Source organism: Paraburkholderia phymatum STM815 (assembly GCF_000020045.1).
Taxonomy (GTDB): domain Bacteria; phylum Pseudomonadota; class Gammaproteobacteria; order Burkholderiales; family Burkholderiaceae; genus Paraburkholderia; species Paraburkholderia phymatum.
Genome location: NC_010625.1, coordinates 665,199 through 684,696 on the forward strand (window position 1 = coordinate 665,199; position 19,498 = coordinate 684,696).

Annotated in this window: 17 protein-coding genes; 15 read left to right on the forward strand and 2 right to left on the reverse strand. The window is 58.3% G+C overall.

The window, feature by feature from the left end; all coding sequences use genetic code 11:
- Window positions 1-22: 22 nt before the first annotated feature.
- Both tssB and tssH read right to left on the reverse strand, forming a co-directional pair.
- Window positions 23-556: a type VI secretion system contractile sheath small subunit gene (gene tssB, locus BPHY_RS30520; protein WP_012405330.1), complete on the reverse strand. Its 534-nt coding sequence runs from the start codon at window positions 554-556 to the stop codon at window positions 23-25.
- Between the two features lie 49 nt (window positions 557-605).
- Window positions 606-3,326 carry a type VI secretion system ATPase TssH gene (gene tssH / locus BPHY_RS30525; protein WP_012405331.1) on the reverse strand — a complete coding sequence of 907 codons (2,721 nt, stop codon included), beginning with the start codon at window positions 3,324-3,326 and terminating at the stop codon, window positions 606-608.
- A gap of 424 nt (window positions 3,327-3,750) precedes the next feature.
- Here tssH and BPHY_RS38875 point away from each other — a divergent pair, with 424 nt between their 5' ends.
- From BPHY_RS38875 to BPHY_RS30580, 15 genes are all read left to right on the forward strand, one after another.
- On the forward strand, window positions 3,751-4,434 hold the full coding sequence (locus tag BPHY_RS38875; RefSeq protein WP_012405332.1) for a TagK domain-containing protein: 684 nt from the start codon (window positions 3,751-3,753) through the stop codon (window positions 4,432-4,434).
- Window positions 4,431-5,297, forward strand: coding sequence for a type VI secretion system accessory protein TagJ (locus BPHY_RS30535; protein WP_012405333.1), 867 nt, complete (start codon window positions 4,431-4,433; stop codon window positions 5,295-5,297). The genes BPHY_RS38875 and BPHY_RS30535 overlap by 4 nt, the downstream gene beginning before the upstream one ends.
- Entirely contained in the window at window positions 5,284-5,835 is a 552-nt protein-coding gene (tssE, locus tag BPHY_RS30540; protein WP_012405334.1) for a type VI secretion system baseplate subunit TssE, read from the forward strand. The genes BPHY_RS30535 and tssE overlap by 14 nt, the downstream gene beginning before the upstream one ends.
- Before the next feature lie 26 nt (window positions 5,836-5,861).
- Window positions 5,862-7,751, forward strand: a complete 1,890-nt coding sequence (gene tssF, locus BPHY_RS30545; protein ID WP_012405335.1) for a type VI secretion system baseplate subunit TssF — start codon at window positions 5,862-5,864, stop codon at window positions 7,749-7,751.
- Complete coding sequence (tssG, locus tag BPHY_RS30550) at window positions 7,751-8,839, forward strand: type VI secretion system baseplate subunit TssG (RefSeq protein WP_012405336.1); 1,089 nt, start codon at window positions 7,751-7,753, stop codon at window positions 8,837-8,839. Before tssF ends, tssG begins: the two co-directional genes overlap by 1 nt.
- Entirely contained in the window at window positions 8,836-9,921 is a 1,086-nt protein-coding gene (locus tag BPHY_RS30555) for a type VI secretion system protein TssA (protein ID WP_012405337.1), read from the forward strand. Before tssG ends, BPHY_RS30555 begins: the two co-directional genes overlap by 4 nt.
- A gap of 3 nt (window positions 9,922-9,924) precedes the next feature.
- Entirely contained in the window at window positions 9,925-10,581 is a 657-nt protein-coding gene (locus BPHY_RS30560) for a hypothetical protein (protein WP_012405338.1), read from the forward strand.
- Entirely contained in the window at window positions 10,553-11,257 is a 705-nt protein-coding gene (locus tag BPHY_RS40095) for a hypothetical protein (protein WP_157686867.1), read from the forward strand. Before BPHY_RS30560 ends, BPHY_RS40095 begins: the two co-directional genes overlap by 29 nt.
- A 183-nt stretch (window positions 11,258-11,440) precedes the next feature.
- Window positions 11,441-13,585 carry a type VI secretion system Vgr family protein gene (locus BPHY_RS30565; RefSeq protein ID WP_012405340.1) on the forward strand — a complete coding sequence of 715 codons (2,145 nt, stop codon included), beginning with the start codon at window positions 11,441-11,443 and terminating at the stop codon, window positions 13,583-13,585.
- A gap of 42 nt (window positions 13,586-13,627) precedes the next feature.
- The gene (locus BPHY_RS38880; RefSeq protein ID WP_012405341.1) at window positions 13,628-15,868 is read left to right on the forward strand and encodes a peptidoglycan DD-metalloendopeptidase family protein; all 2,241 of its coding nucleotides are present in this window, start codon (window positions 13,628-13,630) and stop codon (window positions 15,866-15,868) included.
- Complete coding sequence (locus BPHY_RS40100) at window positions 15,865-16,458, forward strand: hypothetical protein (RefSeq protein ID WP_012405342.1); 594 nt, start codon at window positions 15,865-15,867, stop codon at window positions 16,456-16,458. The genes BPHY_RS38880 and BPHY_RS40100 overlap by 4 nt, the downstream gene beginning before the upstream one ends.
- A 39-nt stretch (window positions 16,459-16,497) precedes the next feature.
- Window positions 16,498-16,752 (forward strand): PAAR domain-containing protein, encoded by a 255-nt coding sequence (locus BPHY_RS40105; RefSeq protein WP_012405343.1) that lies wholly within the window; start codon window positions 16,498-16,500, stop codon window positions 16,750-16,752.
- 31 nt (window positions 16,753-16,783) lie between these two features.
- On the forward strand, window positions 16,784-17,458 hold the full coding sequence (locus BPHY_RS38885; RefSeq protein ID WP_012405344.1) for a M23 family metallopeptidase: 675 nt from the start codon (window positions 16,784-16,786) through the stop codon (window positions 17,456-17,458).
- A complete protein-coding gene (locus BPHY_RS30575) occupies window positions 17,419-18,402 on the forward strand; it encodes a M23 family metallopeptidase (RefSeq protein WP_052306199.1) in 984 nt (327 codons plus the stop codon). Before BPHY_RS38885 ends, BPHY_RS30575 begins: the two co-directional genes overlap by 40 nt.
- On the forward strand, window positions 18,372-19,487 hold the full coding sequence (locus tag BPHY_RS30580) for a hypothetical protein (RefSeq protein ID WP_052306200.1): 1,116 nt from the start codon (window positions 18,372-18,374) through the stop codon (window positions 19,485-19,487). Before BPHY_RS30575 ends, BPHY_RS30580 begins: the two co-directional genes overlap by 31 nt.
- Window positions 19,488-19,498 lie beyond the last annotated feature (11 nt).

The following is a 19,498-nucleotide window of genomic DNA, read 5'->3' on the forward strand; positions in this document are numbered from 1 at the left end:
TGTCTCTAAGGTATCCTGTCGATCAGTTCGTGTCGCTGGCTTCCGGAGTGTCAACGGCGGCCTGCGGTTTCGGTGCGGCGGCCAGTGACTTCAGAAGCGAGGGATCCTGAAGCAGCTGGTTCACGAGCGATTCCGCGCCCGACTTGCCGTCCATGTACGTTTGCAGGTTCGCGAGTTGCGTGCGCGCCTCAAGCAGTTGTCGAAGCGGTTCGACCTTGCGCGCGATGGCCGCAGGCGAGAAGTCCTCGATGCTTTCGAAGGTCATGTCGACCATCATCTGGCCTTCGCCGGTGAGCGTGCTCGGCACGGCAAACGCGACGCGCGGCCGGATGGCTTTCATGCGTTCATCAAAATTGTCAATATCAATATCGAGGAAGCGGCGGTCTGCCACAGCGGGCAGAGGGTCGACCGGCTTGCCCGAGAGATCGGCGAGCACGCCCATCACGAACGGGAGTTCGACCTTCTTTTCGGAGCCATAGACCTCGACGTCATACTCGATCTGCACACGTGGTGCGCGGTTGCGTGCGATGAACTTCTGCGAACTGCTGGAAGACATGGGGGAAACTCCCGTGAGCGGTGGTGGGTGTGGTAAAGGGTCGGCAGCGTCAGAGAGCCTGCCCGACGATGGATTCCTCGGCGTCAGCGTTGACGCCATCGGTCTGGCTGGCCTGCTGCTGCGCAGCCGGGAACCGGAACAGCAGCGCGGTAGCAGGCGGAGCGTCACGATCGCCCAGGACAATATCGATGCGTGAGAGCGGCTGCTTCGACGAAAAGGCATCGAGCCACAGGGTAGAAAGACGCGGCAGGACGTGCTGCTCGATGAAGCCGATCAGCACACGTGCACCCGTCTCCTGCACGAGACATCGACCGACGATGTAATCGACGACAGCCTCCTCGTAGTTCAGTACGATCTGGTGTGTCTCGGCCATGCGGCGCACGACGCGCTCCAGGTGCAGCCTGACGATGCGCGCGAGTGACATGCTGGCGAGCGGCCGGTATGGCACGACGGTGATGCGACCAAGGAATGCGGCCGGGAACACCTTGAGCAGTTCGGGGGCGAGCGCAGCACGCAAGGCCTCTGTATCCGGTGCAAGCGCCGGGTCCGCACACAGGCTTGCCGTCAGCTCCGAGCCCACGTTGCTGGTAAGCAGGATCGTGGTATTGCGGAAGTCGATATACCGCCCGTCACCATCTTCCATGTAGCCCTTGTCGAACACCTGGAAGAACATTTCGTGGACGTCGCGATGCGCCTTCTCGATCTCGTCGAGCAGCACCACCGAATACGGGCGGCGTCGCACGGCTTCGGTCAGTACGCCGCCCTCGCCGTAACCGACGTAACCCGGTGGCGCGCCCTTGAGCCCCGAGACCGTGTGAGCTTCCTGATACTCGCTCATGTTGAGGGTGATCAGGTTCTGCTCGCCGCCATACAGCGCTTCAGCAAGGGCGAGCGCCGTCTCGGTCTTGCCGACACCGGAAGGGCCCGCGAGCAGGAACACGCCAAGGGGCTTCTTCGGGTTCGTGAGGCCGGCACGCGCCGTCTGCACGCGCTCGCCGATCTGGTGGAGCGCATCGGGTTGGCCGATGACCCTCGCTTCGAGCGTTGAGGGCAGTGTGCGAACGGCCGTGATCTCGTCAGTCACCATGCGCCCGACGGGGACGCCGGTCCAGTCCGACACGATTTCCGCGACAATGGCTTCATCGACTTCCGGGAATACATAAGGCGTCTCGCCCCGGAGGAATGTGAGCTGTTGCTCAAGATCACGCAAGGAACCTGCTGCCTGCTGATCGCCGGCGAGCGCTGCCTCACGCGCGCTCGCAAGCGCCTGCATGGCGTCGAGCTGGGCGCGCCAGTGTCCTTCGACAACGGCCATGTCGTTTGTCAGGGCTTCGATGCGCGCGTTCGCAGAGGCGATGGCCTGATCCGCATCCAGACCGATGAGCGCTTCCTGCTGGAGCAGGTCGCGCTCGACCGTGGCCGCACGCAGACGCTCGGACAGGTTTTGCAGTTCGCGCGGTGGCGTATGCTGCGAGAGCGCCACGCGGGCGCAGGCCGTATCGAACAGGCTGATCGCCTTGTCGGGCAACTGCCGCGAGGGAATGTAGCGATGCGAAAACCTCACCGCGGCACGAATCGCTTCGTCGAGAATGACGACACCATGATGCCGGGCAAACGTTGGCGCGAGACCGCGCACCATGTCGATGGCGGCCACTTCCTCCGGCTCCGGAACCTGAAGGACCTGGAAGCGGCGGGTGAGCGCAGGATCCTTCTCAATGTGCCGCTTGTACTCGGCCCACGTTGTCGCGCCGATGGTGCGAATCGTACCGCGTGCGAGCGCCGGCTTGAGGAGGTTGGCGGCGTCGCCCGTGCCTGCCTGACCACCTGCACCGATCAGCGTATGGATTTCATCCACGAAAAGAATCACCGAAACCTGCGACTTTGCGGCAGCTTCAAGCACGCCTTTCAGGCGCGCCTCGAATTCGCCCTTCATGCTGGCGCCGGCAAGGAGGGCACCGACGTCGAGGCTCAGCAAGCGCACACTGGCGAGTTTGGGGGGGACTTCACCGTTGGCGACTGCGAGTGCGAACCCTTCTACAACAGCGGTTTTGCCAACGCCGGCTTCACCCGTGAGCAGCGGGTTGTTCTGGCGGCGACGCAGCAGCACATCGATCATCGTGCGGATCTCGAGTTCGCGCCCCACCACGGGGTCGATCTCGCCAGCACGTGCGCGTGCCGTCAGGTCGGTGCAGTACTGTTCAAGTGGCGAGCCTTTTGAAGTACGCGGCATGGCCTGGGAGGCTTCGCCGGGAAGGGCGGGGGAGTAGTCGCTGCTATCGTGCGGGGCTTCGCCCATTTCGGGCGAACCATCAATCCACGCCGGCAGCACATCGCTCAATCCGTCTACGGGAATCTTGGCGAAGGCCGGTGAAATGGAAAGCAGCGCACGCCGCAGTTCGGGCGTCGTCAGAAGGGCGACCAGCAACCAGGCGCCGCGAATACGCCGTTCATTCCTGTCGAGCGATGTGATGAGCCAGCCACGCTCGATGGCGTGATCGACATCGTGCGAAAAATCGATAATGGAACTGGCACCTGCCGGCAACCCCGCAAGTGCACGGGCCATGTCACGATCCAGCGTGTCCTGATCAATTTCACAATGACGCAGCACACGATGCAGGTCAGAATCAGGCTGCTGCATAAGCTGGTGCAACCAGTGCACCAGCTCGACGTAGGGATTGCCTCTGAGTTTACAGTACGCCGTTGCAGATTCAGCACTCCTGAACAACGTGACTCCCAGCTTGCTGAACAGGGACTGACGGGAAATCGTCATGAGTTTCTTCCAGGATTGTCGTTATCTTCTTTCTTGACGCGCTCTGCTATTTTCTGAAAATGCATGCGCAGTCTGCCATCGTGGACTATTTACACGTCGCACTTTAATTCCAGAAGTCCGCACTCGTCAACGTAATCTATCCAGGATAAGTGCTGACTCTTCATTCCGGATATCTCAAAATTAATCCGCTCAACGCATATCGTGATTGACTTATCACCGTCAATCGGATAAATCTGAATTGTTGTTAAGAATCATCTATTTGCTGATTATGGTCAGTTATGTGAAATGAAATTAACAAATATTTAAAGATATTGGTGCGCGTTAGGAGAAATGCTGCAGCCTTTAATTGAAAGATCACAGTGGACGAATCAAAGTTTTTTGTGTTTAAAATGCGGGTCTTCAAGCATATTCAGGTCACTGTCTCATGCATTTCTTCCGGCTGCTCCGTCGTCACCAATCGCCCGCGACCCGCGCTGAACCCGAGGCGTTCACGGCAGCGCACGCGTTCACCCGGAAGGGCACTGGCACGCCGGAAGCGGATAGCGATCCGCTTGCTATGTTTGATGAAAAGCAACCGGAAGACTATCTGCGAGGCAGTACAGCCATCTTTGGCCTCATTGGCTCCCGTCCCGCGCTGGAGGCCGACGCAGTATCCCGGACGTCGGCGCAAACCGATACAGACGATCTGATCTCCATCCTGCATAGACAGTACTGCCAGGCGCTGGCCAATCCGTTTGGCCTGGCACCTGCCGCTGATTGGGAAACCCTGGCTGAACCGTCTGGCCACCACGTGCACAGCGAGTCCGGTCTGCCGGTTGACCCGCATTTTTACAACGCCGGCCATGACTCCATCGAAGCGCTGCTATCAGGTGCGCAATTGCTGGATCATGCCTTTGGTCCGCTTAGGGAGAGCGACCTGGGAAGCCTGCCGGAATCCGAACCGGTGCCGGAGATCCTGCGCCTCTTTGCCCCACCCGAATATCTGGCTTCAGCTTTCCGTTCGATGGCGTTGCTACCGCCTACACTCGCGCGTCGCGAACACCATTCACTGGGTATCGACAGTCCACTACCTATGCCAGAAGTAAGCCAGACCGGGGATGCATCATGACGATGTCGCGCGTATCGCTCGCCACACGCCTGGATGACGTGCAGGGCATGATTCGCCGGGAACCCACCGCTGCAGGTCACCGCTGGACCTTGTTCCAGCTGCTCTGCGTGACGCAGCAGTGGGAGCGGGCGGTCCAGCAACTGCAGGTTTTCGCGCAATTGAATCCCCAGCAGGTGCAGGCTGCACAGGCGTACCGCGACCTGATCCGCGCCGAACGGTGGCGCACGAAGGTCCTGGATGGACTTGCGCAGCCTGGTTTTGTTATCGGTCCCCCATCGTGGGTCGAAAATCTCGCTGAGGCGCTGCGTCTGACGGCGGCTGGGCAAAGTGATGCCGCCGACGCCATTCGTGAATCAGCGCTGGATCAAGCGCCGCTCGTGCGCGGCGGCGGAGCAAATCATTCGTTTGAGTGGATCGCCGACAGCGATTCACGTCTCGGCCCTGTCTGCGAAATCATCACGGCAGGACGCTACCGCTGGCTGCCTTTTTCCGATATTGCGGCTTGGGAAATCGGGCGTCCGGCGACGATGGTTGATTTCGTCTGGGCACCGTGCCTGCTCACGCTCGTCGACGGTGCCACGGTTCGTGGGTTTATGCCCGCGCGTTTCCCGTCCGTCGCGGACGCGACGTACGACAGCGCCGTTCTCGATGCGCTGCGCCTCGGCAATATGACGATCTGGACGGATGCGGGCCTCACCGGTGTGCTCGCGGAAGGCCGCAAGACGTGGGCAACCAGTGCCGGCGATGTGGGACTGTTCGAGCTGGATGTCTGTACGTTTGGCTGTGACGCGGACCGTGGGTCGGTCGACAGCGTTGACGGGATGGCAATGCAGGATGAAGGGGGCGTCGATGGAGCGGCGTAGACGCAAAGCCGACGGCACGCAGACCGCCAGCACGCCCCGGCGGCACGATACTTTTCTAATGCCCACGCTGCTGGACCGGCTGCGGGATGACGCACCACACCGGCAGCACGAGGCGCCCGGCGAGTATGCCGTGACGCGCGCGCAGATGCGCGACATCGTCCAGCGCGATCTGGCGTACCTGCTCAACACGACCAACATCGAGGAGCAGGTTGATCGGGCACGTTACCCCGAGGCCGCAGCATCGACCGTGAATTTCGGGGTGCCGCCGCTGGCCGGTAAGTTCACGGCCACCCGTCAATGGGCCGACATCGAAATCATCATCAAACAGGCAATTACGGATTTCGAGCCGCGTCTCGTACCGGGCAGCCTCAGCGTGGCGCCGCTACCGGACAAGGATGGCGAAGTTCAGTACAACGCGCTCGCGTTTGAGGTGCGCGGACTGATCAGCATGGATCCCTACCCCCTGGAATTCCTGGTGCAGAGTTCACTTGACCTGGAGACCAGCCAGCTTAACGTCAGCGGTGCACGCGCCGTCTGAACCACAACAATGAATGCGGTGAGGCAATGGATCCACGACTGCTCGAATATTACAACCACGAATTGATCTATATGCGGGAGCTTGCCAGCGAATTCGGCCGGCACCACCCCAAGATCGGGGCGCGTCTGGGCATGCAGGCGGGTGAGATCGGCGACCCCTATGTCGAACGGCTCCTCGAGTCGTTCTGCTTCATGGCGGCCCGTATGCAGATCAAGATCGACGCGGAGTTCCCGAAGTTTACCGGGCGGCTCCTTGAAGTCATCTACCCGAACTATGTCGCGCCGACTCCATCCATATCGGTCGCCCGCATCTATCCCAGTCCGAAGGAAGGGAACCTGAACCGCGGTTTCCAGCTGCCACGTGGCACGATGTTCAAGGCACGCAAGCCAGCGGGCGAGAAAACCCTGTGCCAGTTCCGCAGCGGGCTGGACGTCACGCTGTATCCGCTCGGCATTTCCGAAGCGAAACTCACGGCCATTCCACCCGATGTTGTCGGACTCGACCGGTATATTCCGCCGGATCGCCAGGTCCGGGGCGCCTTGCGCATCCGGTTCCGTACCACGAACGGTTCGCGAATTTCGGATCTGCAGGGCCTCAACCATTTGCCAATCTACCTTGCAGGTGACGAGCAGGTCGCTTCGCACCTGTTCGAACTGCTGCACGCGGCCAATGTGGCTCTGGTCATTGGTGAACCAGGGCAGTTCGGTTCGGGCGACAAGCCGCTCTCGGTCGTCACGTCGAATCCTGTTGCCCATGAGGGTATTGGTATTGGTGAAGGGCTGCTGCCGCTCACCTGGTCGAAATTCCATGGCCACAATCTTCTGCACGAGTACTTTGCGTGCCCGAGCCGGTTCTATTTCTTTGCGCTGACGGGTCTCGCGCAAGGATTTAGCCGGATCAACGGGCCCGAAGTCGAGGTGATTGTGCTGCTGGATCAACCCACCGAACGGCTCGCGAACCTGGTGGATGCGTCGCGTTTTGCACTTTTTTGCACTCCGGTCGTCAATCTGTTCGAGAAGCGGACCGACCAGATCGAAATCCCGCAGGGCGAGTCCGAGGTCCGGCTCGTTCCATCGAAGCTGGAGCCGCTTGACTATGAGGTCTTCGCGATCCAGAAGCTGTGCGGCCAGAAGACGTCGAATTCGGCTGAACTGGAGTTCCGGCCGCTGTTCCAGACGCTGAACAACGACGAGGGCAATTACGGGCGGTACTTTTCGAGCCGCCGCGAGCGCCGCCTGGCGTCGGACAACAGTCGGCGATACGGCACGCGCACGCCCTACATCGGTACTGAGATGTTCGTCACGCTGGTCGACCAGACCGAAGCGCCCTACAACGGGGACATCCGCTATCTGTCGGCCGATGCCTGGGTGACCAACCGCGACCTGCCACTGCTCGTGCCTCGCAACGGCGTGGATGACCTCGACGGCAACGACGAGGACTCGATCCAGTCGATCGGTCTGATCCGGCCACCCAGCCCTCCGCGGCCGCCTTACGCGGAACGCGAGATGGCTTGGCGCCTGATCCGGCAACTGAACTTCAACTACCTGCCGTTCAGTGACATGGATCACCGCGAGGGTGGGCAGGGCCTGCGCGATCTGCTCAGACTGTTCCTTGCCAGCGATGATACCGAACGCCAGCGTCAGGTCGAAGCTCTCATTGGCGTGAAGACGGAACCCGTCAACGACATGCTGCCGGGCAACGGTCCACTCGTGTTCGGGCGTGGTATCGAGTGCGTGCTCACGGTCGATGAGACGGGCTTCTCGGGCGTCAGCCCCTACCTGCTCGGCCTGATTCTCGAACACTACATGGCCCGGCACGTGTCGATCAATTCGTTCACGCAAACCGAGCTGCATTCAATGCAACGGGGGTTGGTCGCCCGTTGGCCGGTACGCATGGGTACGCGTGGAGTGGCCTGATGCAACGTGCTCCGTTCAAGGCGCTGATCCAGGATATCGCGCTGTCGCAATCGCTGCTCGACCACCTGCAGGCCGAGCCGTGGCGCCATGGCTTTTTTGCGTTGATGCGCCGTATCGGCGCCAACCCGGCGATTGACCCGATCGGTACGGCCAGGCTCCCGCAGGCTGAGCCCTTCAGGCTCGGCCAGCAGGCGAGCCTCATCTTTGCGCCGCGCGAGATCGCAAGTGTCAGCGTGGATCACGAGCGTCTGAGAGTCCTGCTCTTTGGACTGGGCATGCTTGGTCCCAATGGCCCACTGCCGATCCACATCACCGAGATTGCACGCGAACGCAAGGAGCATCGACGCGATCCGACGCTCAGCAATTTCCTCGACATCTTCCATCATCGATATCTCACGATGCTCTACCGCGTGTGGGCGTCGGCGCAATCCGCAGCGAGTCTGGATCGGCCCGGGAACGAGCGGTTCACGTTCTACATTGCCAGCCTGACAGGGCACGAGGTCAAGGAGATTGAGCAGGGACCGTTGCCGGCCCACGCGAGGCTCTCCGCCGCGCCACACCTGATCCGCGAATCACGCAACCCGGACGGGCTGGCTGCCACGCTCTCCCACTATTTCGGGGTACCGGTCAAGATCGATGAGTTCGTCTTTCACTGGCTTGAACGCAAGCCCGGCAAACGCAGCAGGCTGGGGGTACCCGGAGCCGCCACGACGATGGCCGTCGATGGCTTTCTGGGAGACAGGATACCGGATCGTCAGTACCGGTTCCGCATCGTCATTGGCCCCGTTGACATGGAAGACTATCAGCGGTTCACGCCGCAGGGCTCCGATCTGCTGCGCCTGGTTGAATGGGTACGCGCGTTTGTTGGTCAGGAAATCCACTGGGAACTGGAACTGAAGATTCGCCCGCACAGCGCACCACCGGCTGTCGTGGGCGGTCCCCAGCAGCTGGGCTGGTCCGGGTGGCTCGGACAGTCTCCGTCACCTGAACCTGTCACCGGGATGATTTTTGAGCCCGAGCGCTACGTTCCCCAGCTCAAACAGGATGCCGAAACCCGCGCGGCCAGAGTGAAGCAGATCGAACCATGAGCAATAACCGAAAGAAAAGTCAGGACAAGCCTGAGAACCGCGGCACGACACACGACTGGATGGCGCTGATTTCGACCGAATCGCCTTGTGGTAGCGATCTCGAATACGACCCGGAATTCGTCGTGCTGAGTGCAAGCGTTGCCGCAAAAGCGACGGCTCAGTATGGCGATTTCGTCGGCACGCCGGAGCCGGTGAACTGGAGCGACGTGGACCGCGACTGCCGGCGCCTGATGGTGCGCAGCAAGGACGTGCGCCTGGCGGTGCTTTTTATCCGGTGTCGCACGCGGCTCGCGGCCGCCACCGGCTTCGCGGAGGGTCTTGGCCTGCTGGCCGGCTGGTTGATGACCTTCCCTGATCTGGTTCACCCCCAACTGGGCGTGGACGAAGATCGCTCGGCCGCGCTCGAGATACGCATGAACGCGCTGCAGTCGCTGACGGACACCGATGGGCTGATCTCCGATTTGAGGGAAATCGCGCTGACCCGGTCGACGGCAACGCGTCTACAACTGCGGGATGTCGAGCGGGCGTTCGCGCACCCGCGGCCGAGTGACGCGCTGACGCCGGATTCCGTAACCCGGCAGCTCGAAGAACTGCGCATGCAGCGTCCTTCGGTTCTCTCCGGATTTGATGATGCGCTTGAAAGTCTGACTGCAATCGAAGGCTGGTGTCGCGAGCACCTGAGCGTGTACGCGCCGGACCTCACCGCGCTCAAGCGACTCCTTCGTCACGTGGCCATTCCACCAGGCAGCCGCCAGACGGACGACGTCCCCGAGGAGGCGAGTGACGCCCAACCAGATAGCGAGGAGAGCGCAGCATTGGCCGAGTTACCGACCGCCCCTGATGAAAGCGAGGCAAGCACGTTGTCCGAACCTTCGACACCCCGTACGACCGGCAAGGCGTATGATCGCCACGCTGCGCTCAACCTGATCCGTGAAGCCCGTCAGTGGTTCGAGCAGCATGAGCCAAGCAGCCCGATTCCGGTATTGCTCAAGCGCGCTGAGCAGTTTGTTGGCAAGCGATACGTCGACGTGGTCAAGGCAATTCCCGCCGAGCTCCTGGCCCAATGGGAGCAGGAGGAATAACCGATGAACTGGCAAATCTTCTCCTGTTTCAAGAACAAGGCACTCAGATACATCATTCTGGCGATCTTCATTGCGTACGTGATGGTGTTGGCGCAGTATCACCCGATACTGTTCTTCATCGTGTCTGTCATCTTCGCCGGATATCTTGTTACGTTGCTTGTGGGTGCATGTTTCATTCTGATATCGAAACAAAAACGGGCGACGCATGGAAGAAGACTGGTGCGTCATCTTGCGATTGCCATATGCGTCTTCCTGTGGGAAGCGCTGTTGGTGTTCAATCACGCGGGCGGTTGGACCGACATTCTCGCAATCAAGCTCGATACAAAAAAATATGATGCCTGCAAAAACTCCGGCGTTGCCTTCGACGGCAATCGCCTATCGGTTTGCGATACAAACGATAAATGGTGGCGCGCCGGATTCACGGAGGCAATTGTCTACGATTCAAGCGGGCAGATCTTGCGAGAACATCCTCCCCATAGCGATGACTGGCTTAATGCCGCGCTGTCACCAAACATTCATGCTCCATTTGGAGTCGTTGGATTTGAAGCGCGTCGTCTGACAGGCGATTTTTACCTGATCACTTTCTATGACGATCTTAGTGATGAATTGATTCCGGAGTGTAGGAGTATCCATGATCGATGTGTTTTACGTGAAAAATAGAGCACGGAAGGTAGTCCGAGCATGCTTTCTATCTTATCGCGGGAGATATCTTTCTGATCCAAATACGGCAATAGCTCGGGAGGCAGGAATTTTTTCTGATACTGCGGGCAGCGTAGTGTTAGACAATGCAAATCCGAATGCATATTTTATTGTCCCTGCGAACTATTCCATCGACAAGGCGATCGATTTTTCAAACGCGATTGCAGCCATGTTTGTCTGTAATGGCATGAGCTCTGCTTTTGGAATAATGACGGGCGCATTCTGGCCTAAGGGGTCGCAGGACCTGCAGCGCACTTATCCAGGGAATGATGGCCTGGATGCAGGGCAAGCCTTCGTGCCAGCGTTCACTAACGCTGCGTCATTTCATTTTGGACTTGTCTCCGAGTTATCCGGAATCGGAGAGGATACTGCCCTGCATGGTGGCGGTGCGCTTAATAGGTCTCATCTATACCTTAACACGATAAAGAATGGATTCATAAATTTGGCAGATCGGTTTGGAGCTAAATACGGGCCCACACCTTTACCCGACACCCGTGGAGTGGACGGCAACAATCCGAACAATGTCAAATCGATCCACGCCGGAGTTCTATTCGCAAGGGAATTGCGGCAGAGGTACGGCATCCACTCCCCCGATCTCGAATGTTCGTTGACGTCTCCATTCACTTCATCGAACTGACGAGATTTCAAAATTAGATGATCGGTATTCCGACTCAACTGAGAGATAACTCTCATCTGTCATCGGAACCAGCTTCGATGGGAAAGCGCGACTGTTCCCCGGAAGATAGAAATCTGGCGTGCGGCAAAGCAATGGGCCGCAAGCCACAAAATTTGGCGAAGAGCCTTGCGTGAGGAGTTCGTTATGCTGCAATTTCTGACAAACCGTACATTGACGATTGACGGTCCTGCCATCCCCCTTTCGTCCACTGGCGATCCAGTGCTGCAACTTCAGTCGATCGCGGGTACAGAAATTCTCTCCAGGATCTACAGGTATGTGCTGGATTGCGTCACTGTCTCTGATCTGTTGATGACCGATGCTGCCAGCCTCGATCTGAAATCGATGATCGGCAAGGAGTTGACCGTCACGGTGCAGCTGGATGGCATGGGTTCCTTCGTGCCGGGAATGACGGGACTGTCTGGTGCCGCCAATATCGGCAAAGGCATCCGGGAGATCAGCGGCATTGTTACGGAAGCACGATTTGTCGGTCAGTCAAACCGACAGGGCCACTATCGTCTGCTCCTCCAGCCGTGGATCACGCTTGCGGATCAGCAATCGACTTACAGAATTTTCCAGAATAAGACGGTCGTCGAAATCGTCGATCAGGTATTTGGTTCCTACATGTTCTCCTGGGACAAGCGCCTGAGTGCAGAATACAAGGAACTCGAATACCAGGTCCAGTATGGTGAAACGGACTTTATATTTGCCCAGAGGCTCATGCAGGAGCATGGCATTTACTGGTTCTTTGAGCACTCTAACAAGATCCACCGGATGGTTCTTGTCGATCAGCTTGGTGCCCACAAGCCGGTTGATAGTGCAGCATATCAGACTCTGCAGTATTACCCGCCCGGCCACAAGATCGATATGGAATATATTGACAGCTTCGACGCGAGCGAAAGCATTCAGTCGGGTCGGTGGACAACGAGCGACTTCAATTTCAAGAAGCCGAGGGCACGACTCGGAACCGAAAACGCGTTGCCGCGTGATACCGAGTTCAATGAACTGGAACGCTACGAATGGCCGGGCGACTATAGCGACACAGCCGTCGGAGAAGACTTCGCGCGGATACGAATGCAGGAGCTTTACGCGCCAGGCACTCGTGCTTGGGGGAGTGGCAATCTGCGCGACGTGGTTTGTGGCACAACGTTCACGCTCGCAGGCTACCCGCAGCAAAGTGCAAATTGCGAGTACCTGGTTGTCAGCGCATCGTTTGCAGCTTCGGAGCTGGGTGAATCCACTGGTGCGGGTGAGTTCAGTGTCCGCTCGTCGTTCGTCGTGCAACCGGCGACCGTCGTTTTCCGTCCTCCGCGCACTGTTCCGAAACCCCGCACGACTGGGCCTCAAACCGCCATCGTCACTGGGCCGGATGGACAGGAAATCTGGACTGACCAGTATGGCCGCGTCAAGTTGAAATTCCACTGGGATCGCTCGCCCGTGCGCAACCAGAAATCATCCTGCTGGGTACGTGTCGCGTATCCGTGGGCGGGGAACAACTTCGGCACGATCAACATTCCCCGCATCGGGCAGGAAGTCATTGTGGACTTCGAGAACGGAGATCCCGATCGGCCGATCGTGACGGGGCGCGTCTATAACGGCGCGAATATGCCGCCGTGGCCGCTTCCTGATAATGCCACACAAAGCGGGACGCTGTCACGTTCGGAAGACGGTAACTACGAGACGGCGAACGCGATCCGCTTTGAGGACAAAAAGGGACGCGAAGAGGTATGGATTCACGCTGAAAAGGACATGCGCACCGAGGTGGAAAACGACGAGGTGCACGCGGTGGAACATGACCAGACCATTACGATAAACCACGACCACACAAAGCACGTGGGCAACGATGAACAGGTCGATATCGGTCACGACCGCACCCACCGCATTACCCAGGACGACTCGCTTGCTGTCGGCCGCAGTCTCACCCTGACGGTGAGCAAGGACTACACCGGCAACGTTGGTAACAATCGCACCGAGAAAGTCGCCGCCGACTACCAGATCCAGACCGGTGGAAACGTTCAGCACACGGTGCAGGGGCGCCACCAGCTTCAGGCTGGACAAGGCATCGCTCGCAAGACCCAGGTCTATGAACTGGTGGCGGGAGAGCGGCTTGTTCTGAAGGCACCTGGCGGTAGCCTCACCATCGACAGCTCGGGTATTACCCTGAACGGCATCTCCATCCATCTCAAGGGCGCGGTGACCCAGGAGAACGGAACGGGCGGGGCACCAACCCTTAATGGCATTCCGGTGCCAGCGCAGTTGCCTGATCCGACCCATCTGCCGCTGTCTGACTAAACCCTCTCCCAATCGAACCCAGAAAACCTGCAAGGAAATGTCATGCTGATCAGTCTACCGTTTCTCCGCGCCGGCACGCAGGAAGACGATCCCACTCAACCTGTCACGACCTTGGGCGAGCGCGCCGGGAAGGGTGCATTTCCGGTCAGTCGTGAATTTAGCTGGCACGGAGGTATCCATCTGGACGCGCCGGGGAGTGGGGACAATGTAGAGCCCGTACGCGCGATAGCCGATGGCCAGGTCGTGTTCGCCCGCAACAGTGATGAGATCCCGCAGCACAGCGATGATCCGACGGTAATCGCAGCCCACCCGTTGCTGTACTACGCGGGCTGGACCAGCAATGGCGTGGTGATCCTGAAGCACACCACAGAGATCGGCGATAGGGTGAACGTCGAGTTCTACTCGATCTACCAGCACATGCACAAGGTCAACGTGTCGCGCGGCCAGAAGGTGTACCGCAAGGATAGGATCGGTTCGCCCGGCGCGATCTACGGCCAGCCCAATCGCATTCACTTCGAGATTGTCGCGGATGCAGCCAATGTTGCGGCGCTGATGGGGCGTAGCTCGGGGCCACTCACCGCGCCGCAGGGGCGCACCAACAGCCTGTGGGGTGATACGCATATCGTGTTACCCGCCGGCACGCCGCTCTATGCAACAGACCCATCCGCTATCACAGCGGGGCACCCCGCCTGGCAAGTGCCGGTGCAGGCGACGACGACTGCACCGGCGATTGTAACTATTAGCGAGGCCGCCGGCCTGATTACGCTAACCACGCGTAGCACCCGTGGAACGGTGCTGGGTACCGCCACACCGGAAGACGGCTACGGGCTTTACCAGCGAGCCTTGCAGCGCTACCCCGGCTGCCCGAGCGCCGGCTACGAGATGCTGCGCTTTGGCCGAGTGATCGGACCGGATGCACCTGCCGCTGGCGATTTACATCAGGGGCGTCTGCCGCACATCCGCCAGATACGTTCGCCAGTCGATCATACGGCGGTTTATGCGGATCTGAATGGTCCCGGCGTCAGAGTCTACAGCGACGCGGACTTCCCCGACTGGCTCGGCTGGACCTATATTGACGACGACACTGACGGCAACAGTAGATGTGACTCAGATGTACTGATCGATATGCTCGATCCAAGCGCACCGCCGGCTGCGGGTCAGCCGGCGCCCGCAAGCGGAGCTGTTGCGCAGACACCTGCCCGACAGCAGGCACAGAAACGACGCGAACGCATCGCGCGAGCCTACGCGCGTAGTCTCGATGGTCCAATGCGTGAACGGCTCAGTTACTGCGTGGTAAAGATGCCGACTGATTGGTCACGCGATGACTTCGATACGCGCTGGGGCTGGGTCAAGGGCACCGATCCGAATGATCTGCCGGCCAACGTATTGTTGACCACGTGCATGAGCGACGAAGCTTATACGAAGTTTAAGCAGCATCACTCGGCGCTGGCCTTCTGGGAGGATGCGCAGGCGCAGGGCCTAGCACTAGACAAGCTGCACTACCATTTTCATCCGGGACGGTTTATCCAGACATTCCGGAAGTGCATGTGGCTATCAGAAGCAGAGCTTTCACGCGTCTACCCTGATAACCAGTACAACCACCGTGAAACGCCCGATCCAAGCGGGCTTCGAGAGAGGTATAGAAAGCAACTTAATCAGGTGACTCGAAAATATTTCATTAATACAGCAACACGATTGACACATTTTCTCGGCCAAGGCGCCGTGGAATCTTTCAGTCTTGCACGCATGGTCGAGGCATCCACCACGCACTTCCATGCAAGCATTCAACCAGAAACCGACGGTTACTACAACGATTTGCATGACACGTATTTTAACTATTTGGAAAATAGACTTGGAAACGTGGACACTGGTGATGGCATAAAGTACCGAGGCCGTGGAATGAAGCAACTCACCGGTCTAGCGAATTATGCGTCATATTGGGTTTATCGGGGGTGGCTGGATAAATCTACGTATGATCCGTCGTGGTGGCTTAAAACCCACGGGCATATCCGAAAACCAAACATCGCCGATCCACAACGCGTTAGTACTGACCCGTACAATTGTATCGATACGGGGGGGTGGTATTGGACCGCTGGTGCTACTCGACTGCAAAATAAGACGATCAATAGCGTCATCTCGGAAGGCGAGCTTTCCCATCAGGCCGTTTTTGATGTGTCAGCTGCAATAAACGGTATAAATTCGCACACTCACGAACCTAACGGACTCGGCGATCGCGAAAACCAGACTTTGCGCATCTCGAAAATCATTGTGGACAAACCATGAAGAAGCTTATCGTAAATGGAATCTGGCTGTTGACATGTGTTCTAGCCGTGAGCGGCAGTGCGTACACGAAAACCATAGTCGAGTTGAAAAGCGGTATGAGGATAAAAACCAGCGGTTTCTCATCCTCTTGGAACATCCCCAACCGCGGAACCTGTGTGGATGCGAAGAAGGACAGATGGAGATTGACCGCTTGTTTTTACGACAAGGCTTTCGACAACGCTGCTCATGCAGAAGGATTTCTCCAATACGGCTCACTGTCCCAAGAGAATAAAGAAATGGTTGGGGAAGACCTTCCTGACAATGCACTTGTCTATGTCAGCGGAAACTGGACCTATCCAACCCACAACATCGAAATCGGTGATTTCGATGTTTATGAAGCGGATCGTGTACTGTGTCATGATGACCCCCCTTCGGGGCCGGATCAAGGCGACGATTGCTATTTCTCCGCTGCTCGTTATAAACCAACAGGTTCGAGCTCAATTGCCACTTTTATTTCGACAAGATACTTGAAGTCTGGCGATCAATCCAAGCAAATACTTTGGATTCGCGAATTTATAAGGTCTATTAAGTTTCTGCCGCAATCACACTAGAAATTTAGTCATTTACATAACTCTCCAATTGAGGTTCTTATGCGTCCAGTTGTTCTAGTAGGTCATCGCCATTCTTGTCCTATACACGGTATGGGCACCGTCACCAATGGCACGAGCGGAGTAACGGTCAATGGCCGCGCCGTGGCTCGTATCGGAGACGGAACGAGTTGTGGAGCGACTATATCCACTGGCTCTGCCTCAACATTCGGCGGCGCGGGTGCCGCCCGTAAGGGCGACACCACCAGCCATGGCGGTACCCTGATCGATGGCGATGATGGCTGGCTCCTGGACTAACTGGAGGAGCAGAAAAGCAGGCAAACCTGACGTGACCTATCAGGTCATTGCGGCAAACGAATTGGTTCCGGAAACGTTCAGGAATCACGACAGGCACGGGTTCAATGTTTATCTGCAAACGGCATTTGCCGCCCGTCAGGGCCAACTACTTGCAGGACCGGATGGTCGGCCGTTGGGATTCATCAGGCGGCTTCGACAGGAAATTGCGGCACCATCTGTATTTTCGGTGGACTCAGCCGCGACTGCGGAGATTGCTCACCTGTACGAACACGCTGGACTGTTCGCGTGGCAGGAAACATCTGAAAACGTCGCGACGTGGGATGCATCGCGTATTCTGCAGTCTGTCGTGCAGGCTTCGATGTCGCTCCAACTCTGCGAGGACGGGGATTACGACCGGTTGGCCATATTCGATCCGTTTCTCCGCGCCGGCGCGCAGGAGGACGATCCCACTCAACCTGTCACGACCCTGGGCGAGCGCGCCGGGAAGGGTGCATTCCCGGTCAGTCGTGAATTTAGCTGGCACGGAGGTATCCATCTGGACGCGCCGGGGAGTGGGGACAATGTAGAGCCCGTACGCGCGATAGCCGACGGCCAGGTCGTGTTCGCCCGCAACAGTGATGAGATCCCGCAGCACAGCGATGATCCGACGGTAATCGCGCCCACCCGTTGCTGTACTACGCGGGCTGGACCAGCAATGGCGTGGTGATCCTGAAGCACACCACAGAGATCGGCGATAGGGTGAACGTCGAGTTCTACTCGATCTACCAGCACATGCACAAGGTCAACGTGTCGCGCGGCCAGAAGGTGTACCGCAAGGATAGGATCGGTTCGCCCGGCGCGATCTACGGCCAGCCCAATCGCATTCACTTCGAGATTGTCGCGGATGCAGCCAATGTTGCGGCGCTGATGGGGCGTAGCTCGGGACCTCTCACCGCTTCGCAAGGGCGTACCACCAGCCTGTGGGGTGATACGCATATCGTGTTGCCCGCCGGTACGCCACTCTATGCTACCGACCCGTCGGTCGCGACTGGTGGCCATCCCGCCTGGCAGGTGCCTGTGCAGGCAACGACCACCGCCCCGATGATTGTGACGATCAACGAGGCCGCTGGGCTGATTATGCTGACCACGCGCAGCATCCGGGGAACGGTGTTGGGTACCGCTACACCGGAAGACGGCTATGGTCTTTACCAGCGAGCCGTGCAACGCTACCCTGGCTGCGCGAGCGCGGGCTACGAAATGCTGCGCTTTGGCCGGGTGATCGGGCCGGATGCCCCCGCTACCAGCGATCTATATCAGGGACGCCTGCCACACATCCGGCAGATTCGCTCGCCGGTCGATCATACGGCGGTCTATGCAGATCTGAACGGCGCCGGCGTCAGGGTCTACAGCGACGCGGACTTCCCTGACTGGCTGGGCTGGACCTTTGTTGACGACGATACTGACGGCAACAGCAGGTGTGACTCCGATGTACTGATCGATATGCTCGATCCAGGCGCACCGCCGGCTGCGGGTCAGCCGGCGCCCGCAAGCGGAGCTGTTGCGCAGACACCTGCCCGACAGCAGGCACAGAAACGACGCGAACGCATCGCGCGAGCCTACGCGCGTAGTTCGATGGCCCGATGCGGGAACGGCTCAGTTACTGCGTGGTAAAGATGCCAACCGATTGGTCACGCGATGACTTTGACACGCGCTGGGGCTGGATCAAGGGCACCGATCCGAATGATCTGCCAGCCAACGTATTGCTGACCACATGCATGAGCGAAGAAGCTTATACGAAATTTAAACAGCACCACTCGGCTCTGGCCTTCTGGGAGGATGCGCAGGCCCAGGGCTTGACGCTCAACAAGCTGCACTACCATTTTCATCCGGGGCGGTTTATCCAGACATTCCGGAAGTGTATGTGGCTCAGTGAAAAGGAATTCAAACAACTCCTCCCGATGGAGGTACTGCGTGAGGCTGGTCAGACGACGTACTACGAATCGGTCTCAAATTCAAACGCTACGGGCCCGGTTGCCACCAATCATCGCGTTCCGCTGAACAAATCTTTGCGCAAATATCGCATTAATACAGCCGAGCGCATGGCTGCGTTTTTTGGCAATGCGCTGGAGGAAACCCAGTGGCTCGGCAAACTGCATGAAGATAACCAAAATCACTGGTACTACCCGTGGGACGGTCGCGGATTTCTGCAATTGACAGGACCTGGCAACTACATCAGGTATTGGGATTTCCGCGGCCGCGCGGCGCAAATGTCTCAAGCCACGCGCGATAGGCTTTTACGTGCCTACGATCAGGCAAACCATGACCGTCCACATGCACAGACATACATCGCCGATACGGTTAGCGGTGTAACTGCGGTGATGCTCGGATGGCGCCCACAAATCAGCGCCGAAAATCAGACCTTCGGATCATTAACCGCAGAGGATCTGCTATGTCCGTCGGACAGCGCAGGGTTCTACTGGGCACAGTCTGCAATGGCGCGCTATGCCGATCAGGCAATCACGCTGGAACGTCGAACGGTTGGGGCAATCCATCCAGTTGACCATCATCACCCCAATGCGCCAAATCCTGTTCTCAACAAGGTTTACTATCACAGCGAAAACTTTCGGGATGCATCCGCGACCGTCAACCTACCAAGCGCCGTAGGCCACCCGAACTCCCACTTCAATGGGTACATCGCTCGTTGCGTGGGTTTTGCACAAGTTCTGTGCCGTGCTGGGAGAGTACAAGTTTCCTGATGCGTCAGGCT